20 protein-coding genes and 1 tRNA gene are annotated in these 21019 nt (G+C 66.3%); 11 read left to right on the top strand and 10 right to left on the bottom strand.

Features of this window, described 5'->3' with window-relative positions:
• The first annotated feature begins 238 nt into the window (after nt 1-238).
• On the top strand, nt 239-721 hold the full coding sequence (locus tag IU459_RS25635) for a DUF4254 domain-containing protein (protein ID WP_195132120.1): 483 nt from the start codon (nt 239-241) through the stop codon (nt 719-721).
• A gap of 99 nt (nt 722-820) precedes the next feature.
• On the opposite strand, the gene IU459_RS25630 is transcribed toward IU459_RS25635, so the two are convergent.
• Complete coding sequence (locus IU459_RS25630) at nt 821-2209, bottom strand: cystathionine beta-synthase (protein ID WP_195132119.1); 1389 nt, start codon at nt 2207-2209, stop codon at nt 821-823.
• A gap of 103 nt (nt 2210-2312) precedes the next feature.
• On the opposite strand from IU459_RS25630, the gene IU459_RS25625 reads away from it, so the two are divergent.
• The 3 genes from IU459_RS25625 to IU459_RS25615 all read left to right on the top strand — a co-directional run bounded on the left by IU459_RS25625 (nt 2313) and on the right by IU459_RS25615 (nt 4963).
• Complete coding sequence (locus IU459_RS25625) at nt 2313-2774, top strand: hypothetical protein (protein WP_195132118.1); 462 nt, start codon at nt 2313-2315, stop codon at nt 2772-2774.
• A gap of 72 nt (nt 2775-2846) precedes the next feature.
• On the top strand, nt 2847-3698 hold the full coding sequence (locus tag IU459_RS25620; protein WP_195132149.1) for an SGNH/GDSL hydrolase family protein: 852 nt from the start codon (nt 2847-2849) through the stop codon (nt 3696-3698).
• 44 nt (nt 3699-3742) lie between these two features.
• Nucleotides 3743-4963: an acetyl-CoA C-acetyltransferase gene (locus IU459_RS25615; RefSeq protein WP_195132117.1), complete on the top strand. Its 1221-nt coding sequence runs from the start codon at nt 3743-3745 to the stop codon at nt 4961-4963.
• Between the two features lie 53 nt (nt 4964-5016).
• Here the strand turns inward: IU459_RS25615 and IU459_RS25610 are convergent, their stop codons facing one another.
• Both IU459_RS25610 and IU459_RS25605 read right to left on the bottom strand, forming a co-directional pair.
• Nucleotides 5017-5862 carry a Bax inhibitor-1/YccA family protein gene (locus tag IU459_RS25610; RefSeq protein WP_195132116.1) on the bottom strand — a complete coding sequence of 282 codons (846 nt, stop codon included), beginning with the start codon at nt 5860-5862 and terminating at the stop codon, nt 5017-5019.
• A gap of 129 nt (nt 5863-5991) precedes the next feature.
• Nucleotides 5992-7143 carry a class I SAM-dependent methyltransferase gene (locus IU459_RS25605; protein WP_195132115.1) on the bottom strand — a complete coding sequence of 384 codons (1152 nt, stop codon included), beginning with the start codon at nt 7141-7143 and terminating at the stop codon, nt 5992-5994.
• Between the two features lie 314 nt (nt 7144-7457).
• On the opposite strand from IU459_RS25605, the gene IU459_RS25600 reads away from it, so the two are divergent.
• Nucleotides 7458-8141: an NAD-dependent epimerase/dehydratase family protein gene (locus IU459_RS25600; protein ID WP_195132114.1), complete on the top strand. Its 684-nt coding sequence runs from the start codon at nt 7458-7460 to the stop codon at nt 8139-8141.
• Nucleotides 8142-8398: 257 nt separating this feature from the next.
• On the top strand, nt 8399-9280 hold the full coding sequence (locus IU459_RS25595) for a DUF4231 domain-containing protein (protein ID WP_195132113.1): 882 nt from the start codon (nt 8399-8401) through the stop codon (nt 9278-9280).
• Nucleotides 9281-9331: 51 nt separating this feature from the next.
• On the opposite strand, the gene IU459_RS25590 is transcribed toward IU459_RS25595, so the two are convergent.
• Both IU459_RS25590 and IU459_RS25585 read right to left on the bottom strand, forming a co-directional pair.
• Nucleotides 9332-10033: a hypothetical protein gene (locus tag IU459_RS25590; RefSeq protein ID WP_195132112.1), complete on the bottom strand. Its 702-nt coding sequence runs from the start codon at nt 10031-10033 to the stop codon at nt 9332-9334.
• Between the two features lie 235 nt (nt 10034-10268).
• Nucleotides 10269-11627 carry a toll/interleukin-1 receptor domain-containing protein gene (locus IU459_RS25585; RefSeq protein ID WP_195132111.1) on the bottom strand — a complete coding sequence of 453 codons (1359 nt, stop codon included), beginning with the start codon at nt 11625-11627 and terminating at the stop codon, nt 10269-10271.
• 427 nt (nt 11628-12054) lie between these two features.
• Here IU459_RS25585 and IU459_RS25580 point away from each other — a divergent pair, with 427 nt between their 5' ends.
• The 3 genes from IU459_RS25580 (at nt 12055) to IU459_RS25570 (ending at nt 14351) form a co-directional block, all read left to right on the top strand.
• Nucleotides 12055-12648, top strand: coding sequence for an AMIN-like domain-containing (lipo)protein (locus tag IU459_RS25580; protein ID WP_195132110.1), 594 nt, complete (start codon nt 12055-12057; stop codon nt 12646-12648).
• Between the two features lie 450 nt (nt 12649-13098).
• On the top strand, nt 13099-13605 hold the full coding sequence (locus IU459_RS25575; protein ID WP_195132109.1) for a hypothetical protein: 507 nt from the start codon (nt 13099-13101) through the stop codon (nt 13603-13605).
• A gap of 86 nt (nt 13606-13691) precedes the next feature.
• Nucleotides 13692-14351 (top strand): DUF305 domain-containing protein, encoded by a 660-nt coding sequence (locus IU459_RS25570; protein WP_195132108.1) that lies wholly within the window; start codon nt 13692-13694, stop codon nt 14349-14351.
• Nucleotides 14352-14608: 257 nt separating this feature from the next.
• Here IU459_RS25570 and IU459_RS25565 read toward each other — a convergent pair whose 3' ends face one another.
• The 3 genes from IU459_RS25565 to IU459_RS25555 form a co-directional block, all read right to left on the bottom strand.
• A complete protein-coding gene (locus IU459_RS25565; RefSeq protein WP_195132107.1) occupies nt 14609-14923 on the bottom strand; it encodes a hypothetical protein in 315 nt (104 codons plus the stop codon).
• A gap of 83 nt (nt 14924-15006) precedes the next feature.
• On the bottom strand, nt 15007-16401 hold the full coding sequence (locus IU459_RS25560; RefSeq protein WP_324199020.1) for a three-helix bundle dimerization domain-containing protein: 1395 nt from the start codon (nt 16399-16401) through the stop codon (nt 15007-15009).
• Between the two features lie 323 nt (nt 16402-16724).
• Entirely contained in the window at nt 16725-17306 is a 582-nt protein-coding gene (locus tag IU459_RS25555) for a TerD family protein (protein ID WP_195132105.1), read from the bottom strand.
• 196 nt (nt 17307-17502) lie between these two features.
• On the opposite strand from IU459_RS25555, the gene IU459_RS25550 reads away from it, so the two are divergent.
• On the top strand, nt 17503-18306 hold the full coding sequence (locus IU459_RS25550) for an SDR family oxidoreductase (RefSeq protein ID WP_195132104.1): 804 nt from the start codon (nt 17503-17505) through the stop codon (nt 18304-18306).
• A 283-nt stretch (nt 18307-18589) separates the two neighbouring features.
• Nucleotides 18590-19612, top strand: coding sequence for an alpha/beta hydrolase (locus IU459_RS25545; RefSeq protein WP_324199019.1), 1023 nt, complete (start codon nt 18590-18592; stop codon nt 19610-19612).
• A gap of 136 nt (nt 19613-19748) precedes the next feature.
• Here the strand turns inward: IU459_RS25545 and IU459_RS25540 are convergent.
• Both IU459_RS25540 and IU459_RS25535 read right to left on the bottom strand, forming a co-directional pair.
• Nucleotides 19749-19822, bottom strand: a tRNA-Leu gene (locus IU459_RS25540).
• A 244-nt stretch (nt 19823-20066) separates the two neighbouring features.
• Nucleotides 20067-20984, bottom strand: a complete 918-nt coding sequence (locus IU459_RS25535; protein ID WP_195132102.1) for a ribonuclease Z — start codon at nt 20982-20984, stop codon at nt 20067-20069.
• Nucleotides 20985-21019: the final 35 nt, after the last annotated feature.

Below are 21019 nucleotides of genomic sequence, written 5' to 3'. Positions count from 1 at the left end.
CTCACAGAGGGGAAGCGCTCACGGTGTGGCGAGTCGCCATGGGTAGGGGATTGTTACGTTTTGTCATTTCGGTGCCATGTGGGTGTCACCGGCACGCCAAGGGCGGTGCTCAAGATAACGGGGGACCCCGGCATTTGGGCGATGCCTCCACCGCCACTCCATCGGAGGTGCACGATGCACACGTTGACAATCGACCGTAGCGCACGGTGGTCGGTTCCGAATGCACTGGGAGCCAGCCATGTTCGTGCGTAATCAGCACCTGCCGCGGCAGCCGCGCGGCGCCGTCCGCCCATTGCCGGATCAGCGCGAACTCGTCGCCGCCTTCGGCGGACATTCGAGCGACTCGGACGACGACCATCCCCTGCTCGCCTGGGCCGCGACACTGGCAACGCTGCACCGGCAGCGGCACACCGACCCGCTGGCTGCCGCCGGAATCGACTGCCGGCGTATGGAATTGGTGGCCACCATCGATGCGTGGGTGGTCGACCAACTCCCCCGCAAGCGCTCGACCGACCATCTGCGCGCGGAATCTCTCGGCGCCACAGTCGATCGCATGGCCGCGGCTCACGTCCACGCCAGCCACCTGCTGCACACCGCCGAGAAGGTCTCCGACGCCAGGGTGCACGCCGCCTGGTACCGGCTGGCTCTGCTCGCCGACGAGTGGACCGACCTGATCACCGGCGGCGTGCGGGAAACGGTGCGCAGCAGACGACCGGCATAGGACGACTCCACAGCCGAAAGTCGGTGTCCCGCGAAGGGCACTCGGGAAGCCCGGCCGCGATATCGGCGAAGCGCGGCCGGTGCACCCCGGGTTTCTCGGTTACTTTCCGATGTGGCCGGTGCTGAGGAAGCCGAGCAGGTCGTGGCGGGTGATGACGCCGACGGGCTTGCCGTCCTCGACGACCATCAGGGCGTCGGTGTCCGAGAGCGCCTTGGTCGCGGCGGAGATGGGCTCGCCCGAGCCGATCAGCGGGAACGAGGGGCTCATGTGCTTGGCCACCGAATCGGTCAGGTGCGCCCGGCCTTCGAAGACCGCCGACAGCAGATCGCGCTCGGACACGCTGCCCGCCACCTCGCCCGCCATCACGGGCGGCTCGGCGCCGACCACCGGCATCTGGGACACGCCGTACTCGCGCAGGATCTCGATGGCGTCGCGCAGCGTCTCGGACGGATGGGTGTGCACCAGGTCGGGCAGCTCGCCGGACTTGCCGCGCAGCACGTCACCGACCAAGGGCTCTTCGGTGCCGTCCAGCCGTTCGCGGAGGAATCCGTAGGAGCTCATCCACTCGTCGTTGAAGATCTTCGACAGGTAGCCGCGCCCACCGTCGGGCAGCAGCACCACCACCACCGCGTCCGGATCACGCCGCGCCACCTCGATGGCCGCGACCACCGCCATGCCGCAGGAACCGCCGACCAGCAGGCCCTCCTCGCGGGCCAGCCTGCGCGTCATCTCGAAGGAGTCCGCGTCGGAAACCGCGATGATCTCGTCCGGCACGGCGGGGTCGTAGGCGGACGGCCAGAAGTCCTCGCCGACGCCCTCGACCAGGTACGGCCGCCCGGTGCCGCCGGAGTACACCGAGCCTTCCGGATCGGCGCCGATGATCTGCACCTTCCCGCCGGAGATCTCCTTGAGATAGCGGCCGGTGCCGGTGATGGTGCCGCCGGTGCCGACGCCCGCGACGAAGTGGGTGACCTTGCCGTCGGTGTCGCGCCAGATCTCCGGACCGGTGGTCTCGTAGTGGCTGTCCGGGCCGCCCGGGTTGGAGTACTGGTCGGGCTTCCACGCACCGTCGATCTCGCGGACCAGGCGGTCGGAGACGCTGTAGTAGCTGTTCGGGTGGTCCGGCGGAACAGCGGTCGGGCAGACCACGACCTCGGCGCCGTAGGCGCGCAGCACGTTGCGCTTGTCCTCGCTGACCTTGTCCGGGCAGACGAACACGCACTTGTAGCCGCGCTGCTGCGCGACCAGCGCCAGGCCGACACCGGTGTTGCCGGAGGTCGGCTCGACGATGGTGCCGCCGGGGCGCAGCTGCCCGGACTTCTCGGCGGCGTCGATCATCTTCACCGCGATCCGATCCTTGGCGCTGCCGCCGGGGTTGAGGTATTCGATCTTGGCCGCCACCAGCCCCGCGTTCGGTCCGACGACCGAGTTCAACCGGACCAGCGGCGTGTTGCCGATGAGATCCACGACATGATCCGCGATGCGCATGGACCCCATCGTTGCAGACGCACTACCTGTGAGTTCGCGCACGCCGGACGCAACCGCTTCCGGCTACCGGCAAACCTGCCCTCGCGCCTTTAGGATCGCTGCCATGAGGCAGCCGAACATCGCCCGTGCCGCAGCGATTCTGGCCGGATCGGCGATGGCTCTAGTGATCGGATCCGGCGCGCACGCGAACGCCGCGACCGTGGAATTCCCCGACGTGCCCACGCTGGCGCATGGTGGCCTGTGCTGGACCACCATCCGCACCTGGGCCGACACCAGTCCCGAATGGCCGGGCCGCGCCGTTCTCAACGTCCGCGCGCTGCCCGTGTCGGGCATCGGGCCCGGCCGCCATCCGTTCGCGCCACTGTGCGAGGTGCGCACGACCGTCGCCTGGCGCAACGTCACCACGGGCGCGACCGGCAGCTACGACAACACGGTGGTCACCGGTATCTACGGCAGCATCCAGTACGCGCTGTTCCAGGACACCGGGCCGGGCTTGGTCGAGGTCACCATCTCCACCGATGCGGCGGGCGTCCCCGCGCGCGGCTCGTTCGTGGTGCCGGGCTGAGCTACCGGATCGGCGTGATTTCGTAAAATTCCTGATGTGAGCGCACCTCGATTCCGCTGGCGGATGGCGACGATGACCGGTGCCGCGGCCGTGCTTGCCGGTTCGGGCGCGGGCACCGCGTGGTGGGCGACCTATCGCCTGCTCATGGCGCAAGCGGGCGCCGCGCGCGGGGTGATCGGCCGGGACACCTCGAAACCGCCGGAGGCCGACGGCATCTACACCGCGGGCTGCGCGGAGCCCGAGCCGTGGCGTAACGGCAAACACGCCGACCTGCACCTGATGGTCTTCGGCGACTCCACCGCGGCGGGCGTCGGCTGCCTGGTGGCCGAGGAGGTGCCGGGCGTACGGCTGGCCCGCGGTCTCGCCGACGCGACCGGCCAGCGGATCCGGCTGAGTACCAAGGCGATCTCCGGCGCCACTTCCAAGGGACTGTCCGGCCAGGTGGACGCGATGTTCGTCGCGGGTCCGCCGCCGGACGCCGCGGTCATCCTCATCGGCGCCAACGACGTCACGAAGAAGCACTCGATCCGCGCCTCCGCGCGCAGGCTCGCCGCGGCCGTTGCCCGGCTGCGCCGCGCCGACGCGGTGGTGGTGGTCGGCACCTGCCCGAACCTGGGCACGGTGACCGCCATCCCGCAACCGCTGCGGACCGTGGTGCACAACTGGAGCGTCCGCTTGGCCAGAGCGCAGCACGTGGCGACGACCGTAGCGGGCGGGCATCCGGTGCGGATGGGGTATCTGCTCGCCCCGGAGTTCCGCGCCGCACCGGAACTCCTGTTCTCCGCCGACGGATTCCACCCGTCGGCCGCGGGATACGAACTCGCCGCCGCGCAACTGCTTCCGGTGCTGCTCGACGCACTGGACGGGACACACGCTTCCCGTTCTCCGCGACGGGACGTAAATTCGGTACGAACCCGCGAGTAAGTACAAAAAGGGGTTCGCCACAACCGTCCGACAAAGGAGTCCTCATGCCTGAGGCCGTCATCGTTTCGACCGCACGCTCCCCGATCGGCCGGGCCCGCAAGGGTTCGCTGGTCGACCTGCGGCCCGACGATCTGACCACGCAGATTGTGCGGGCAGCGCTCGACAAGGTGCCTGCCCTGGACCCGGCCCAGATCGACGACCTGATCCTCGGGTGCGGTTCGCCCGGAGGTGAGCAGGGCTTCAACATCGCCCGCATCGTCGCCGTGCAGCTCGGCTACGACTTCGTGCCCGGCACCACGGTGCACCGCTACTGCGCGTCGTCACTGCAGTCCACCCGGATGGCGTTCCACGCGATCAAGGCGGGCGAGGGCGACGTGTTCATCTCCGCGGGCGTGGAGACCGTCTCCCGCTACGTGAACGGTTCCGCCGACAGCTGGCCGAACACCCAGAACCCCCTGTTCACCGAGGCACAGGAGCGCACCGCCAAGACCGCCGAGGGCGGCGCGGGCATCTGGCACGACCCGCGTGAGGACGGCCTGCTCCCCGACGCCTACATCGCGATGGGCCAGACCGCCGAGAACGTCGCCTCGTTCACCGGCATCACCCGCGAGGAGCAGGACCGCTGGGGTGTGCGCTCGCAGAACCGGGCCGAAGAGGCGCTCGAGAACGGTTTCTTCGAGCGCGAGATCACCCCCGTGACGCTGCCGGACGGCACGGTGGTCAGCAAGGACGACGGCCCGCGCGCCGGCGTCACCTACGAGGCGGTCGCCGGGCTGAAGCCGGTGTTCCGTCCGGACGGCACCGTCACCGCGGGCAACTGCTGCCCGTTGAACGACGGCGCGGCGGCGCTGGTCATCATGAGCGACACCAAGGCCAAGGAGCTCGGGCTGACCCCGCTGGCGCGCATCGTGTCGACGGGCGTGTCCGGTCTGTCGCCGGAGATCATGGGCCTCGGCCCGATCGAGGCGTGCAAGCGCGCGCTGGCGCTGGCGGGCAAGACCATCGATGACATCGACCTGGTCGAGATCAACGAGGCGTTCGCGGTGCAGGTGCTCGGCTCGGCCCGGGAGCTGAAGATCGACGAGGACAAGCTGAACGTCTCCGGCGGCGCGATCGCGCTCGGCCACCCGTTCGGCATGACCGGCGCGCGGATCACCACCACGCTGCTGAACAACCTGCAGACCTACGACAAGCAGTTCGGTCTGGAGACCATGTGCGTCGGCGGCGGCCAGGGCATGGCGATGGTCATCGAACGCCTGAGCTGAGACACGAAAAGGGCGGTCGCCGGATGATCCGGCGACCGCCCTTCGCTGTGCGGCTAGTCGTTCTGGAAGTAACTCAGCAGTCGCAGGATCTCGACGTAGAGCCAGACCAGGGTGACGGTGAGGCCGAGTGCCACGCCCCAGGCCGCCCGCTCCGGCGCCTGCGCGCGGATCAGCTGATCGGCGGCGTCGAAGTCGAGCAGGAAGCTGAACGCGGCGATGGCGATGACCACCAGGCTGAAGACGATCGCCAGCGGGCCGCCGTCGCGCAGACCCAGGCCGCCGGAGATGAAGAAGCCGGCGATCAGGTTGCCCAGCATGAGCACCAGGATGCCGATCATGGCGCCGACGATGATCCTGGTGAACCGCGGGGTCACCCGGATGGCGCCGGTCTTGTAGACCACGAGCATGCCCGCGAAGACACCGAACGTGCCGAGCACCGCCTGACCGATCAGCGCGCTACCGCCGACCCCGCCGAACTCGATATTGGTGAACATGAAAGACAGCGCACCGAGGAAAAGACCCTCGGCGACCGCGTAGGACAGCACGAGTACCGGGTTGTCCATCTTGTTCGCGAACGTCGCGATCAGCACCAGCACCAAGCCGACCAGGCCGCCGACGATCACGAACAGCGGCGCGAGCGACGTGTTCGCGTTGGTGAGGCCGTAGGAGAGAATCGCGGACAGTGCCAGCACCGCGAGGGTGATGCCCGTCTTGGTCACCACGTCGTCGATCGTCATCGCCCTGGTGGTGGGCGGGGCCTGCGGCGGGTACGGCTGTGGGTAATGGCCGTACTGGTTGCCGACCTGTCCCGCGGTGGTCACACCGGAACCGAAGTTCGCGTATCCACCGCCCTCCTGCCTGGGCAGGTTCCTGAAAACCGGATTGCTCGTGGTACGCACGGCTTCCCTTTCTGGAGTCGTTGCCGCTGTTCATCGAGGTGGATGCCTCGATATCCAACTGCCTTGTCCAACGTTTGCGATCGGCCGCGAGTTCCCGGGGGGAGCTCACCGAGCCAGACAATTCGGACTCTACCGCTGCCTTGGGTCGCGCAGACCACGCACGGACCGAGTCACCGTGAATTTCCGGTTGCGCCCCACCACCTCGGTGCGGCCTACCATGCGTTCGACCACGGCCCGATAGTTGAGGTGCGAGTTGTACACGGTCCACAGCTCGCCGCCAGGGCGCAGCACCCGTCCGGTCTCGGCGAACATCTTGATCGCCGATCCGGTGTGCACGGCCGCGCCGACGTGGAACGGCGGATTGCACAGCACCAGATCGGCGCTGTTGTCCGCGGCCGAGGACATCGCGTCGTCGCGCGCGACGCACACGCGATCGGCGACGCCGTTCACCTCGGCGGTGGCTCGCGCCGAGGCGACAGCGGCGGCCGATTGATCGGTAGCGACCACCGTGATGCCCGGCCGCGCGGTGGCCAGCGCGACGGCCAAGATGCCGGTGCCGCAGCCGAGGTCGATCGCGTCGCGGGCGTCCGGCTTCATCAATTTCAAATGCTCGAGCAGGAACCTGGTTCCGATGTCGAGGCGGGCGCCGGAGAAAGCGGCGCCGTGCGCGATCACCTCGAGCCCCAATTCGTCCAGCCGTTCGCGTACCGGGAAGGGCGGGTCGCCCACCGGCTTCGCCCCGGCGACCAGGAGGGTGCGCGACTTCTGCCTGCCGCGGCTGGCCCGCACTTCGCAGAACGACTGGGCCAGCACGTCGTTCATCGACTTGGTCAGATACTTGTCCCGGCCGCCCGCGAACACCTCGACGTCCCGGTCGGCGTAACGGGCGATGGCATCGGCTATTTCGGCCAGCCCGGCCAGCACTCGGGGCAGGCGCAGCAGCACCACTCGGGCATCACTCAGCAATCCGGCGCCGAGCGGGTGCGCGGTGTAGCGATCCGACAGACCGAGCGCGCGGGCGTTGTTGGCCAGCGCCAGTTCGCCGGTGAGCAGATCCTGGTGCACCCGGACGTCACGCAGATCGTGCCCGGCGATGGCGCCGAGAGTCAGCGCGCCGTAACTGTCGCCGATAACGGCTACCTTCCCGCTATCGACAGTCGCCAAGGCGTCCGCGGCGGCGTCGAGGATCAGCCGATCGGCGGCATCCACGGCATAGAGGTTCAGTGCCTCCACGTCCGGATACCGCCGCAATCGGCTCAGTACGTCCTCGACTTGTCCCACGCCTCAAGTGTGCTAGATCGTTGCCGCATGGTCGCGCCCACCCCGTCCAATCGACCGTCCCGCCTTTCGCGCTGACGCGAGCTGGTGGAGTGATCCACTGCCGCACAAGGATTCGGCGCCAGCGGAGAGCCGCTGCTCGCCAAGCCTCTTCGTTTCGGTCAGGCGGTGAGTGCTGTGGGTGTGGTGCGCGGCTGTTTACCCGTTCGTCAGAGCGTTCGCCGTAGCTCGCCCCGCACAGCGTGTCGGCCTCGGCGCTCATCAAGGAAAGCAAACTATTCCAGATGGTTTAATTGGATGTGCTACAGTCCGAACGAATGAGGGCCCTCATCACCGGCAGTAGTGGCATTATTGGTCGTGTGCTCATCAGTGGGCTGACTTGGGATAAGACTCCATTCGACCTCCCAGCCGATGACGTCCGGCAGTATGATCGGCTGGTAACGAGCTTCGCTGGACATGATGCGGTTATCCATCTGGCATGGGATACGCAGAGTGATAACTATCGCGCCGATTTCCACCATCCGGACAATGCGCTACAGGTTGTCAATGTCTATCGCGCAGCTGTTGAGGCCGGCGTTCGACGCGTAATCATGGCAAGCTCGGTTCATGCTGATAAATTCACGGATCGAGCAATTGATGGTCTCCTCGATCCCTATGCCTTGCCGGTGCCGGACAGCCCATACGGAGCCGGCAAGTGCTTTATGGAAGCACTTGGAAGATACTACGCAGACAGCAAAGACCTGGAGGTTGTCTGCTTACGGTTCGGTGGTGTCAACAGTGGGAATGAGGTACCGGACGGATCGAACTCGGAGCGACACGTCTGGTTGAGCCATGCCGACTGTGTCCAGCTCGTTCAAAAATGTTTGGACGCAGACTCCATCCCCGGAAATTATGCCATCATCTATGGCGTCTCGAATAATGCTGACAGGATACATGATTACAAGAATCCAGTGGGATGGATGCCTCGCGACGGTGCTGGTACCCCCATCCGTAGATCGTGACCAGGCGCGGTCGCCTGGTCACGATCTGGTTCGGAGGTTACGGCGTGTCGGGTCAGCGCGGGGCGTGTCGCGCAGCGTTTCCGGTGTGTCGAATCGCAACGAAACGGCTCGGGAGATGGTGGCTGGTCCGGCGTCTGCGCTGCCGTCCTTTTCGGCTCCCGGAAACCCGCGATCCGCTCGAACTGTCCTGTAATATCCTGCGGTAGATAGCTTTTCATGTTCGCCGCATGGTTGCGTGCCCTCTTCGACGGAGACGAATGACTGGGTTGTCGGACCTGGATCTGCCAGCGTTCTGCCGCGGTGCGGACATTTCGTCGCTGCGTGGCCAGCGATTGACATTGCGACTGAATCGGCTTCGTCTCGGGGGCTCGGTACTGGGGGCACTCGGTGGTGCGCTCACGTGGAAGGCCGGAACCATCGACGTGTGGGCGGCGGTGGGGTTGCTGGGCTTCGCTGCGGCATTGTCGGCGGAGATTGTGCTGAGCAGCGCCCGGCCGGAGAATGATTGGTATGCGGGTAGGGCGCTCGCCGAGTCCGCCAAGGCGTTGGCCTGGCGATACGCGGTTGGAGGCGAGCCCTTTCATATTGCGATCGCGCACGCCGAAGCCCGCACCACGATGCGCAACCGTCTCGCTGTCCTGGCCGCCGAGTTCGGTAACCGGATACCGGTCGGTACGGGTGACGCGGTGATCACGCCTGCCATGAACGCGCTGCGCCGCGCGCCATTTCCGGATCGCCGATCGGCCTACATCGAAAATCGCGCCGAGGATCAACGACAGTGGTATGCCCGCAAGGCGGAACAGGCCAGGACCACGGTATCGCGCTGGCAGGCGGCACTCGTTCTCGCGGAGGTGACCGGATTGGTCGCCGCTGGGTTACGCGCGTTCGGAGTGTGGGATATCGACTGGTCCGGTGTCATTGCGGCGTGTATCGCGGCAGGCACGGCATGGATGGGACTGCGCCAGTACTCGAGGCTGAACTCCGCTTACTCGACGGCCGCCAACGAATTGGCATTGCAATCCGACAAGCTCACCGATGTTTCGGAGGAGGAATGGCCACGAGCGGTGGCCGATGTCGAGGAGGCAATAAGTCGGGAACACGCGGTATGGCTGTCGGCCAAGGTGCTGAACCTGGTCTGATCCGGTCTGCGGATCGCGAAAGCTCCGGGTTGACCGGTGTGCGTATGCTTTTCAGGCGGTGAGTATGCCTGTGATCGAGGCCAGTACGAGAGCTGGCTCACTCAGGGAAATCACCTGCGTCAGCGGCGATTCGGCGATTGCTGCGGCTGGCGTGCCGGTGCTCGGTTCGGTGCGGGCTCGGGCGATGTCATCGGCGGCTCGGCCGGAGCCTGCCAAAACCACGGTTGGGCGGCCGGCTTCCAGACTGTAAAGGACGTCGGTATATGCGATGGTGCCGCCGTTTATCAACAGTGTCGCGGACGGGCGATCGCCCGCGATCACGGTGGCCGTAGCCGCCAGCCAGGAGGATTCGTCCCCCCAGGTGCCGCCGGGGACGATCACCAGATGACTGTGCCGGGGTTCGGCGGGAGCCGAACCGGGCGATCCGCGTCGCTGTCCGGGAAGGGTCACGGTGCGGTCCGCGGCGACTCCGATCAGCGGGAAGGAGGCTCGCGCAGAGGCTCTGGCCTGACCCATGAGTTGCATCACCCCAACGTCGGTGCCGCCGTCGACGACCGCGGTGCCCAGCCGGTCCAGCATCGGCACCAGCAGATTCGAGCAGAGGCCGGTCAACGCGCGCGCGACCTCGGAATCCATGCCTGCCGCGCCCCCGACGACCACGAGTACGGGACGATTCAGGTCGATGCCCGCATGCTCGAGCTGCGCGCCCAACACTGTCCGGGAATCGACTCGAACAATTTCGGGTCCAGTCATCCGCCCTCCTTACGACCTTTGCGACACTCGCCCGCCAGGACGTTGTCGGTCGGTGGGCTATGGGTCTTCGAATACCCGGAATCCGCTGCGATAATCTACCGTTCAGCTTTCCCCAGGAGCTCTCCCGTTGTATCGGTTGGGTGCTCGGAGTGCGAAGGGCGGAGAAGTTCCGATCGGAAGGATGTGCCACTGGCTCTTTCGCTGCCATCGCGTGGAGTTGGACTACCCTGTCGGCTCATCGCCGGTCGCGTACTTGCCGGATTACTCTCCGCCCGTCGCTCATCGAGCAGTACTGCACCGTCTCCGGATCGATCCAGCGCGCGACCTCCGTGCCCGAGTCATCGAAGAAGCCGTCGTACGCGTCCATGTTCTTCCAGGTCAGATTTACCATTCCGCCGCCGCTGAAGTCCGCCGCGAAGACGTCGCAGCTCTGACCATTCGGTTGCCGTGATTGGAAAATGAAGCGGGCGGCGGAGAGGTCTCCGGTGTGCGATGTGATCGGCGCGCGTGTGTGCGTCGAAATCCAGACGTCTTCTGGGTATCTGATACCGGACCGGATCAGGAGGGCGTGTCGTGAGCGTCGGACCGGGGCCCGACCGTCCAACTCGACCACGACTACTCCGCAGACCGTGCCGAGCCCATCGCCGTATATGAGCGGATTCCAGTTTTGAAATCTGCCTGCGGTGTCCACGAAGTCCGCGATGCCGCCCCGGCCTATCGTGCACTCCACTTCGTAGGTGTCGGATGTCCGGCTGCTGTCGAAATTCTGGAAGTAGTGGATTCCGACGCAGACGTAGATCGCGATGACGGATCCGCGTTGCGTGCGCGCGCCGCGTACCACGATGTTTCGTGGGACTTTCGTGAACTGAGAGAACTTCACCACGCCGTTGTCGATGAGCCGACGGGGTAGGTACTGAAATGTGCCGTCAAAGGCGACGAATTCCTTTTCGAGCGTGCTGTAGAGATCCACATGTGTGAGTCGATTTACGGGGACGGATTCGATGTGGCCCCCTTCCCCATACGTCACCTCCGCGATGTCGAGGGCCTCGCAGACCGGTATCCGTGTCAGCGTATTCTCGCCGATGGACGGACCCAGAAGCTTGGTCAGGCGCGCCACCAGTGCCTGCACGGCCGCCAGATAGGAAGCACTTCCCGGTTCGAGCCCGTCGAAATCGGCCCACTGCCGCATCAACAAAGTGACCTTGTCGGGCGGTTCGTCCTCGACCACACCGCTCTCCTCCCATTCGACGTACTTCACGGGTATCACGAGGCCCGAATCCACTTGCGTCGGGTCGAAACCGTGCGAGCTACGCTCGAATTGGAGGAATTCATGTAGTTCCCGTAGGCACCACGGGGAGTCCAAAAAGGACGGGGAGACCATCGCTATCAGCAGTCGACTGTTCTCCAACGCGTCAAGGAGCTTTTTCTCCCACATGTCCGCCACATCGATGGCCGCCTTGTCGAAGAATACTCGAAGCGACCGGCCGGTGGTTTCCTCGAACGCCGCTCGAAGATCATCGACCAGTTGGCTTATCCGGCTGTTCTTGTTGTCGAATCGAGAGTAGCTGATGAACGCGTCGTAGTAGGCGACCACGAGGACGCCTCCCTTCGTCTCGTGTGACTCTCCGGGCTGGCACGAAAGCCGGTGTCACGCTTCGAAGTATATTTCGCTGCGGCGCGTTGTGAAACATCGACGGCGCGGTCGGGGCCCGGGTCCGGCTTGCGGATCGGTGGCTGCGAGGTGGCATCATGCCGATGGGTACGACGCGGCGACGAAAGCGAAGGCATGCGTTGGCGGATAAGTCGATTGGGCTCTACAGACCGGAGCCGTCCGCGCGACGACCCGCCACAACGGCTGACCGACGTAGAGTTCGTCACCGCCGAGTCGTGGTTGACTCAAACCTGCCGGGCGCCGACACGCACGCGTGGATACGTTCCTTTCACATCCGCTGGGCGGCGAATCCTCCGCAACCAACCCCGATTACGCCATCCGATGCGTTCCGCTGAGTAGCATCGGCCTCATGCGCAACTGGATGGTGCTGACGGTCGCGATCGCGACAGTATTGCTCTCGGGCTGCGGCAATAGCGAGTCGGCCCCGCAGCTACCGGCCGCCTCATCGATCACCGGCACGCCGGCCGCGACCCGTACGCAGGCCGGGCCTGCGCCCGCCGTGCCGCAAGACGCCTCACCCAAGCAGGGCACCGCTTCCGCTGACGCGGCGCTGACGGTCACCGATATCCGCCTCGGCCGCCAACCCGGCTTCGACCGCGTGGTCTACGACCTCGGCGGGGCCGGCACGCCCGGCTGGCTGGTCCGCTACACCGACCGCGCCGTGCAGGACGGCAGCGGCAATCGCGTCGACGTGGCGGGCCGGTCGATTCTCGAGGTGCGCATCCTGGGCTCGGCCTACCCCTTCGACAGCGGGGTTACGCCGTACTCGGGCCCTGACCCCGCCGTCGACCCGGCGGTGCCCGGTGTCGCGGGTGTGTATCGGACGACGGTGTTCGAAGGCGCCACCCAGTCGTTCATCGGCGTGCAGGCCGACCGGCCCCCCTTCACCGTCACGATGCTGTCCAACCCGACCCGGCTGGTCGTGGACATCGCCAGCCCGTAGACCCATACGGGTACACCCAAGGGGTATATGCAGGCCAACCGGCCCGCGACCGCTAGACTGGGCACTCGTGGTCCAATGCCGCATCCTCCGCGCCGCCGGGTTCGCCCGGCTGCTCGGTGTGCTGGCTTTGCTCGCCGGGATCGTCGCCATGCATTCGGCAGTCTTCGCGGTCGCCGGCCACGCCGCCGGGGTGCACCACACGAACGCGGCGCACCCCGACTTCGTCAGCCCCACGTCCGGTCCTGATGCGGCCGCACAGGCAACGATCGCGAGCTTCGGTCCCGCCGTCACCGCCACGCCGGATACCGCCCGCGCCCTATCCGACCACGACGGAACTCCGACGAGCCACGACAAGTCTCGTCGGCACACTTGGGTCACCCCGAGTCACGGCGTGATCGACACCGAACACGTCTGGACACCGCCACCCTGCCCAGCTCGGACGATGCTGGATTGCACGGTCGAACGGAGCCGGTCGTCGAGCGGAATCCCGCCGAACTCGTCTGGGCACAACCGAGCCACGACGGCACTGCGCTCGGCCACGACCAGCACCGAACGGACCGCGCCGAACAACCGGGTGAAGGTGGATTCTTCCGATCCGGCGGAACCGGTGTTGTCACGACCGTTGCCGGCGGTTTCGGACGAACCATCGTGGCCGCCGAAGGCTCTGACCCGTGGACTCCTATCGTGCGGGCGGCCACGGCGACCTTCGCGGCGGCCGGAATGCCCGGCCCGGATTGTGCCGGGGATGGTTGCGACCGCGCGCACAGCGGGATGCACCGCTGCGTGTTCGTCCTCGTCGTTCTCACGGCGCTGGTCGCTTTGGTGCTGCTCTACCGAATGGCGGCCGATCGCCCCGGCGGCGGTGTGGCGCGGCCTCGGCATTGGCGTCCGCGGCGGGAACGGCCGCCGCCGTGGACCGTGCTCACCTTGGCTGAACTGGCGATCCTGCGGATCTGACAGGTCCGTCGCGTCCGTGTGTCCGAACCACGGTCGCGGCGTTGTCCACTCGCCATCAGACTTCCCATTTCGCAAGGAGCACATTCATGTTCACCATCCGACCCCGCATCACCATCGCCCTCGCCGCGGTCGCCGTGCTGAGCCTCGCCGGATGCGGCGACGCCGATACCGGGCACACCACCGAGCAAGGCACCTCGACGAGCGCGACAGCGACCGCACCGGCGCGCGCCGAGCACAACGACGCCGACGTGACGTTTCTCCGAATGATGTACCCGCATCACGCGCAGGCCGTGGAAATGGCCGAGTTGGTGCCCGGTCACACCGAGAATCAGCAAGTGCGCGCGCTGGCCGCATCGATCGAGCAGGCACAGGCGCCGGAGATGCAGCAGATCACCACTCTGCTGCAGAGCTTCGGCCAACCCGCCCCGAGCATGGGTGAGGGGCATCAGGGACACGGCATGCCGAGCACGCCCATGTCCGGCATGCCCGGCATGCCCATGACCGGTATGCCGATGCCCGGCATGATGTCCGCCGAACAGATGGCGGCATTGCGAGCGGCGTCCGGCCCGGATTTCGACCGCCAGTGGCTGACCATGATGATCGAGCACCACACGGGCGCCATCGCCATGGCCGAGACCGAACTCGCCGACGGCACGAACCCGGACGCGCAAGCGCTCGCCCGCGCGATCATCACGGCCCAGCAGGCGGAGATCGACCAGATGCGCACCATGCTCGGCCAGAGCTGAACCAGCGCGCCGCGCCGATATCGGTTGACCATCGATATCGGCGCGGCCGCGCGACGCTCGTGCGCGGCAAGTACCGTCGGGCTGTCCGGCACTGTTGCTTCCGTCCCGGCCGGGCGTGCCGAGGGGAAAGTTGGGACCGATCATTCGCGTCGCGCGGACACCGACACACTGAACGCCACGATCGACCGGTTCAACGCCACCAAGAACACGGCGCTGACCGCATTCCAGGGGCCATGGCACCCGGTAGACGGGTCAGGTCATCGGCTTCCCGGGCGTACTACAGTCCGCCGATCCCGTTCGCGTCCGCGCAGTCGTTCGAGCACAACCAGGAGCACCCCGCTCACCAGGAAGAAAGCGGCGATGATCGCTGCCGCGATCGCGACGCTGTGCAGACCCCACCCGGCGAGCAGTGCGGCGCCGGTCGCGGCCAACGCCGCGACCAGCAACAGCCCGTATCCCGGCCAATTCCTGGTGTCGGCCAACGCCGCCCCAGGTTGCGGTGCAGGGTCGCGTGCGATGTCCGGAGCGTCATCGAGCGGAGGGATTTCCCACGGCTCGTCTTCCGCTGTCATTGCTGCTTCCTCGTGCCTACTGTCGATCCGATACCTGGCACGAGGATGCCCGGCTCGTCCGCGCCGAAACGCGGGCGTGGAACTCAGTTGTAGGACTTGGTGACTCCGTCGAGCAGGTGCTCTAGGGTGTCGTAGGTCGGTGTGGCGACCACGTCGATCAGGTCCGCGGCCACCGGAATGTTGCGTTCGGCGGCGACCTTCGCGAACTGGGCGGCGTCGTTGGCGCGGAAGCCGTGCTCGGCGGCCAAGCGCTGTAGTTCTGGATCGCTGGACAACAGGCGTCCCAGCCGGTCACCGGTTTCCCCGAACGGCACCAGCGTGTGCCTGGACAGCACCGTCGGGGACGGATACAGCAGCGTCATGTCAGGTTTGACCTGTCCGCGCACGGTGGCCTCGACGAACTGCGACTCGTAGATCCAGACCATCGGTGTGGGGCCCATGCCGGTAGCGAGGTAGTTGTTGAACGGTCCCTCGGTGGTGTTCTCGGTGTAGCCCTGGCCGACGAAAAGCCGTGCCAGCGCGGGCAGGACGGCCTGCTCGGCGGCCTGGCCCTGCACGATCGCGTTGCCGTTGGCGACATAGCTCGCCGCGGCCACGTACATCGCGGCGGAGTTCGAGCTGCGCGGGTCGGTGGTCGAGATCAGGATGTTCTTGCGCACCGGGTAGGCGGTGTTGCCGGGCAGCTCGTCCCAGCGCGTGCCGTTGCGGGTCAGATCGAGGTAGCGGCGCAGGTCGAGGGTCGACACCGGACCCTGCCGCACCACACCCGCCCCGGCCAGCAGATCCGCGATCGGCTTGAAGGTCGCGATCGCCATCGGGGCGGAGAACGGCGTGTACTTGGCGGTCACGTTGCGCTGCCGCTGAATTCGCTCCGCGGCCTGTTCGCTGGACGGGAACGCGAAATCGTATTTCGCGAGGTCGATGGACGTGGCGATCTGCCGCGATCCGGCCGGTTCCACCTCGACGCGGATGCCGTTGCGCGCCAGCGCGTCGATCACCTTCGGGTCCTGGAAGAACGCCATCTTCTCCGAACCGACGACGCCGCGTACCACGGTGGGCGCGGCAGCCGGGGCAGGTGCGGCGGCGGGCGGCGGCGAGGCCGGCTGGCGCACAGCGAAGACAACCGCCAGCACGAGCACGACGACTGCCGCCGCGATGGCCAGGGGCGCGAAACGCTTGTTGGCCGACCACAATTGCCGGAGATCCGGCAATGTGAACGTCGTCGGCTCGGTCGGATCCGCTTTGTCCACCGCCACGGCCGCGGCTTCCGCCTCGGCGGTCTTCTCCAACTCCCGTCGCACCAGCCGCTCGACCAGGATCGGGATGAACTGCCGCACCGGCCGACCTTCGAACTTGCGTCTCGCCGCACCGATGGTGCTCTCGATATGCTCCGCGGAGTATGTCTCGGTGTAGTTTTCGACCAGCCGCTCCGTCATCTGACGGATCGCCTGTTCCTCACGGACGGTATCGATTACCACCACAATCTCCTCGGCGTCCCGGCGCTAGCGCGGTGGCGTCTCGGGCTGCACCGCGCCGGCCAACCGTAGCCGCATCCGTGCGGCGCCGACATCCGTCCGGACTTCCCGCCAGTGAATGATTTGCACTGCGCCGGTGCATATCTCACGTGCACGCCGGTTCGCTTCCGCCCAGCTCAGAGGCCCCTGAAGCAGGGACGGGCAGGGGACAAGGCGCTGCCCGAACCGGACGTTCTGTCCCCTGAACGCGCCATGGAGAATTCAATACCGCATCGCCAATCCGCCACCCCGTGTTGTACTCGTGTTTCCCACGCGCTCCGGTGGTGCTACTGCATGGCGAAGCGCAGCAGCGCTTGCTTGTCGCCCTGCTTGATCTTGCCCTTGCGGTTCAGCACTTCCAGCTGCCACACATCACCGGAACGGAACGCCCTGGCCACCGCGTTGGCGTTGTCGTTGCCGAGCAGCGACGGCCAGATGTCGGCAACCTGCTGGCTGCTGCCGCCGGTCGAGTCGTAGACCTTGAACGAGATGTTGTTCGCCTTCTCGAACGAACTGCCCTTCTTGAAGGCCGCGGCGACGAAGATGATCGCGTCGATCGCGCCGGGCACGTCCGCGAACGTGACGTGCACCGTCTCGTCGTCACCGGAAGCGGCACCGGTCTGCTCGTCGCCGGTGTGCACCACCGAGCCGTTGCCCAACGGGTCGAGCGAGTCCAGGCCGGCGAAACGCACGGGCTCGCTGCCCTGCATGAGAATCGCGATCAGGTCCAGATCCACCCCGCGCTTGCGACGCGCCCAGCCGAGCGCCCCGCCGCTGGTGCCGCCCGACGGATCCCAGCTCACCCCCACACTCAGCTTGGTGATACCCGCCAGATCCGCGGCGCCGTCCTCTTTCTTGAGCGTAATCATGGTCGCCAGGTTACCGGCGATTCCATAGCATCGAGCGGTGTAACGGCACAACAGATCACGCTCGTGAATCGCGCGAATACGGTGCCCTTCCGGCAGTTTGCGTACTGCCCTTTTCCGCACACCGCCCCCGCAGCTATAGCGCAGATAGGAAGTTGACGATATCGTCAGCCCGTTGGTGTCGAAAGGAGCTGCCCTCATGTCCCGTGTCGCCGTGGTTACCGGTGCTTCATCCGGAATCGGAAAGGCTACCGCCGCCGCGCTCGCCGGGCGGGGCTATCACGTGATCGGAACGAGCCGCAATCCCGACACCATCGGTGCGGACGCCGTGCTGGCGGGCGTCGAGTACCGGGCGCTGGACCTGACCGACAAGGCATCGATCGCAACGTTCGCCGCCGGGCTCGGCCAAGTCGACGTCCTGGTCAACAACGCGGGCGAGAGCCAGGCCGGGCCACTCGCCGAGCTGCCCGGTGACGCGGTCGAGCGACTGTTCCAGCTGAACGTGCTCGGTCCGGTGGCTCTCACCAAGGCACTCCTGCCCGGCATGCGGGAGCGCAAGTACGGACGCGTGGTGATGGTCGGGTCGATGCTCGCGAGCTTCCCGATGCCCTACCGCTCCTCCTACGTCGCCACCAAAGCGGCGCTGCGCGGTTTCGCGGTCGCCGCCCGCTTCGAAGAGTCCCCCTTCGGCGTCTGGATAACTGCCGTCGAGCCCGGCCAGATTGATACCGGCCTGCGCGAGCGTCGCACGAAATATCTCACCGAAGGATCCGCCCACACCGCCGACTTCACCACGTTCATGGCGAAACTCGATGAGAAACAAGCGAAAGGCATTACGCCGGAGAAGGTCGCCACCACCATCGTCACTGCAATCGAAGCCGACCGCCCTCGCCCCCTCTACGCCGTAGGCAGCAACGCCCCCGTGCTGTTCACCATCCGCCGCCTGCTTCCCCGCACGGTGATGGAACGGGTAATCGCCCGAGCCCACGGGCTTTCCCGCTGAGCCGAGCGATCGGTCGCCGGAATCGACGCACCTTGCACCGGCATACGCATCAATAGGTGTCCGTCGCGGGTAGTTTCCGTTGCGTAGCAGCGGATTTCGCCTGACCGTGGGACGGCCCGATCCGAGGGGGATGCCGGGTTCGTCGCTCGTGGTGTCCGGTAACGTCTCCGTGCGCTCCGTCGATGCACTGCGACGAGGTGTCGACGGCAAGCTGGGTGACGAAGGAGTTCGGGAATTGACACGCAAGTCGATTCGACGCGTTAAGACTTTTGCGCTTGCGGGAGTGGTCGCGACCGTGTTGAGCACGGCATTGGGTAGCGGCAACGCGGTCGCCGAAGAAACCGACCCCATCATCGCCGCCAAGGCGCTACTGGCGTCCCCGGTTGCCGCCGACGGCTCGAAGATCGTCTCCGGATCGATCAACGGCCGCAACATCTCGCTGGAGGTCTACTCCGCGGCGATGGAGACGAACATCGCCGTCAAGGTGCAGCGTCCCAAGGACGCTTCGCGGCCCCGGCCGGTGCTCTACCTCGTCAACGGTGCCGGTGGCGGCGTCGATCTGGCGACCTGGTGGGGCAATACCAACGTGGGCGATTTCCTTGCCACCAAAGATGTGAACATAGTGATGCCCGTCGGTGGTCCCTTTGCGTACTACGCCGATTGGAAGCAGCCGGATCCGGTACTCGGCAACAACAAGTGGCGCACGTTCTTCACCGAGGAACTGCCACCGTTGATCGACAAGGCGCTCGGCACGAACGGCGTCAATGCCATCTCGGCGAATTCGATGACCGCCACCGCCATCCTGCAGATGGCGGAAGCCAAGCCGGGACTCTACACAACCGCGGCAGGCTACAGCGGTTGCGCGCAGATCTCCGATCCGATCGGCAAGCAGTTCGTCAAGCTGGTCGTCGAAACGTGGGGCGGCGGGGACGTCCGGAACATGTACGGCGAGGACGACGATCCCGCATGGGCGGCCAACGATCCGGTGCTGAACGCGGAAGGTCTGCGCGGCACGAAGATCTTCATGTCGACCGGCAGTGGCCTGCCTGGCCCGCACGACACTATGACCAGTCGGTTTACCCTGAACAAGACTCCGTACGGCCTGGGCAACCAGCTCGTAATCGGCGGCGTCATCGAAGCCGCCACCAATTGGTGCACGCGGAATCTGCAGGCCCGGCTGAACGAGCTCAACATTCCCGCCACATTCGATTTCCAGCCCGCCGGCACCCACTCCTGGGGCTATTGGCAGGACGCGTTCTATCGATCCTGGCCGATGCTCGCTGAAGGGCTCGGATTGCCCGAGTAGCACCGGACATACGCGTCGACAAGGCGACGAGGCACGGCCGGTCAGGTTGCGGTGTCAGACCTCGCGAGTGGCACATGGCTGCGGCGAAACGCGAGAAGACCTCTCCGTGGTGTGCCACTCGCGGGAGATCCCGTAGTGCCCCCAGTCGGACTCGAACCGACACTGGGCGGATTTTAAGTCCGCTGCCTCTGCCAATTGGGCTATAGGGGCGTCCGGGACAGCGTACCGAGTCGTACGGCTGTACCGGAATTCCGGCAATTCGCCGGGTGGCGGGCGTCTGCCGTGGCCAGGCGGTGGGTGGTGCGGTGGTGCGACCGGGGGTGGTGGCCGGTGTTCCGGCCCGGGGGTGGCAGGCGTCCCAGAGAACTAGATCGGCAGCGGCGGCCTGGTGTTAGCGTCCGCGACCGGACTGGCGCGGAGAATTTCGGCCGTCGGCGTGTCGCCCCTCGGCGTGTCAGCGACGGGACGGCAGCGGGATGCGGTCGAGGTCGGTGGCGATGTGGATTTCGCCGGTGAAGTACTTCGCCGCCTCGGCCATGTGCTCGTCCAGATCGCGGTAGCGCTGGGAGAAGTGGGTGAGCACCAGAGTGCGCACACCGGCGTCGGTCGCGGCTCGGGCGGCCTGGCCCGCGGTCAGGTGGCCGTATTCGGTGGCCAAGTGTTCGTCAGCGTCCAGGAAGGTGGCCTCGATGACGAGCATGTCGACGTCTGCGGCGAGTTCTTGGACGCCGGTGCACAACCGGGTGTCCATCACGAAAGCGAAGCTCTGGCCGGGCCGCGGTTCGCTGATCTCGTCGAGAGTGATTGTCCGGCCGGCAAACTCGACGCTGCCGCTCCGTTGGAGTTCGGAGATGACCGGGCCGCGCAGCCCGAGAGCGTGCAGCCGGTCGGGCAGAATGCGCCGACCGGGCGGCTCGCTGAGCCGGTAGCCGAAGGTGTCGACCGGATGCGAGAGCCGGACCGCGGTCACCGTGAACGGCGCCTCGGGCAGATCCACGGTGCCCGGTCCGACGATGGGGCGCGGCCGCAACTCGGCGCGGTGATAGTAGGACGTCGCGTTGACCAGCCGGTCGTAGTACGCGGCCCCCGACGCCGGAAACAACACGTCGACCGGATGCGGCACCCGGTCGAGATTGATCCGCTGCACCACCCCGGCCAGCCCGAGACTGTGGTCGCCGTGGAAATGGGTGATGGCGATCCGCGTCAACCCCGTGACCGAGACACCGGCATACGTCATCTGCCGCTGTGTTCCCTCGCCCGGGTCGAAGAGAACCGCCTCGTCATCCCACCGCAGGAGATACCCGTTGTGGTTTCGCTGTTTCGTCGGCACCTGGCTAGCGGTCCCGAGCACAACCAACTCGCGCTGCGACACCGCGCCAGGCTATCCGCCGATACCCGATAAGCCGA

It is taken from the genome of Nocardia amamiensis (genome assembly GCF_015477605.1).
Taxonomy (GTDB): domain Bacteria; phylum Actinomycetota; class Actinomycetes; order Mycobacteriales; family Mycobacteriaceae; genus Nocardia; species Nocardia amamiensis_A.
The sequence above is the reverse complement of the archived record's forward strand: the minus strand, read 5'-3'. Positions and strand labels throughout refer to the sequence as shown.

Bases quoted from the DNA above. Each gene is read 5' to 3' on its own strand.
- IU459_RS25635 (WP_195132120.1), top strand. From the start codon at position 239: ATGTTCGTGCGTAATCAGCACCTGCCGCGGCAGCCGCGCGGCGCCGTC.
- IU459_RS25630 (WP_195132119.1), bottom strand. From the start codon at position 2,209: ATGCGCATCGCGGATCATGTCGTGGATCTCATCGGCAACACGCCGCTG.
- IU459_RS25625 (WP_195132118.1), top strand. From the start codon at position 2,313: ATGAGGCAGCCGAACATCGCCCGTGCCGCAGCGATTCTGGCCGGATCG.
- IU459_RS25620 (WP_195132149.1), top strand. From the start codon at position 2,847: ATGACCGGTGCCGCGGCCGTGCTTGCCGGTTCGGGCGCGGGCACCGCG.
- IU459_RS25615 (WP_195132117.1), top strand. From the start codon at position 3,743: ATGCCTGAGGCCGTCATCGTTTCGACCGCACGCTCCCCGATCGGCCGG.
- IU459_RS25600 (WP_195132114.1), top strand. From the start codon at position 7,458: ATGAGGGCCCTCATCACCGGCAGTAGTGGCATTATTGGTCGTGTGCTC.
- IU459_RS25595 (WP_195132113.1), top strand. From the start codon at position 8,399: ATGACTGGGTTGTCGGACCTGGATCTGCCAGCGTTCTGCCGCGGTGCG.
- IU459_RS25590 (WP_195132112.1), bottom strand. From the start codon at position 10,033: ATGACTGGACCCGAAATTGTTCGAGTCGATTCCCGGACAGTGTTGGGC.
- IU459_RS25580 (WP_195132110.1), top strand. From the start codon at position 12,055: ATGCGCAACTGGATGGTGCTGACGGTCGCGATCGCGACAGTATTGCTC.
- IU459_RS25570 (WP_195132108.1), top strand. From the start codon at position 13,692: ATGTTCACCATCCGACCCCGCATCACCATCGCCCTCGCCGCGGTCGCC.
- IU459_RS25565 (WP_195132107.1), bottom strand. From the start codon at position 14,923: ATGACAGCGGAAGACGAGCCGTGGGAAATCCCTCCGCTCGATGACGCT.
- IU459_RS25555 (WP_195132105.1), bottom strand. From the start codon at position 17,306: ATGATTACGCTCAAGAAAGAGGACGGCGCCGCGGATCTGGCGGGTATC.
- IU459_RS25550 (WP_195132104.1), top strand. From the start codon at position 17,503: ATGTCCCGTGTCGCCGTGGTTACCGGTGCTTCATCCGGAATCGGAAAG.